This window comes from Cryobacterium sp. 10I1, from assembly GCF_035019805.1.
Taxonomy (GTDB): domain Bacteria; phylum Actinomycetota; class Actinomycetes; order Actinomycetales; family Microbacteriaceae; genus Cryobacterium; species Cryobacterium glucosi.
This window is the reverse complement of record NZ_JASJVF010000543.1, coordinates 1-627: the sequence shown is the minus strand read 5'-3', so window position 1 is coordinate 627 and position 627 is coordinate 1. Positions and strand designations below refer to the sequence as shown.

The following is a 627-nucleotide window of genomic DNA, read 5'->3' as shown; positions in this document are numbered from 1 at the left end:
GCCGCCGCGCGCGAACCACCGGCCGACGAGGGACTCGGTGGCCCCGGGCCCGAGGTCGCCGCCATAGACGTTCGCCGTGTCGAAGTAGTTGATTCCCGAGGCGAGCGCCGAGTCCATGATGGAGTGCGCCTCCGGTTCCGGCGTGAGCGGCCCGAAGTTCATGGTGCCGAGGCACAGTCGGGAGACGGAAAGACCAGAGCGACCGAGGTGTGTGTATTCCATGACTTCAGCCTCCTCCAGGACCACTGATCTGTCCAACAGCCGTCATCGCTGTGATTGACCAGTTGGGGTTCTCAATCGCTTACCCGGAAAGCTGGGTACAGTTTCGAGCATGAAACTCACCGATATCGACCCGCCCGGTCGCAGTTTTTCGCGCTGGCTCACCGAGGAGGAGATCGGACGCGTGCTCGCGAGCGATCGCGGCTGGCGACTCGCCGAGGACGGCAGTGTCGTGGCCGGAAAACTCCGGAAGGCCCGGATCGCCGACTCCCTCGGGGACCTCGGTCGCGCCGCCATCGCCAACCGGTGGACCGCGCGGGCCGCGGCCCCCGGAAGCGACGGCAGCGGCCCGACGCACATCATGTGGGGTGTGTTCAATGCCCGCTCCGACACGGAGATCGCCGCGGA

At 66.7% G+C, this 627-nt stretch carries 2 protein-coding genes; one reads left to right on the top strand and one right to left on the bottom strand.

What is annotated here, in order from left to right; all coding sequences use genetic code 11:
- A partial coding sequence (locus QN345_RS19685) for an aldo/keto reductase (RefSeq protein ID WP_323509196.1) occupies positions 1 to 222 on the bottom strand: 222 nt, incomplete at its 3' end.
- 109 nt (positions 223 to 331) lie between these two features.
- Between QN345_RS19685 and QN345_RS19680 the strand changes: the two genes are divergently transcribed.
- The coding region (locus QN345_RS19680; RefSeq protein WP_323509195.1) for a hypothetical protein at positions 332 to 627 on the top strand (296 nt) is incomplete at its 3' end.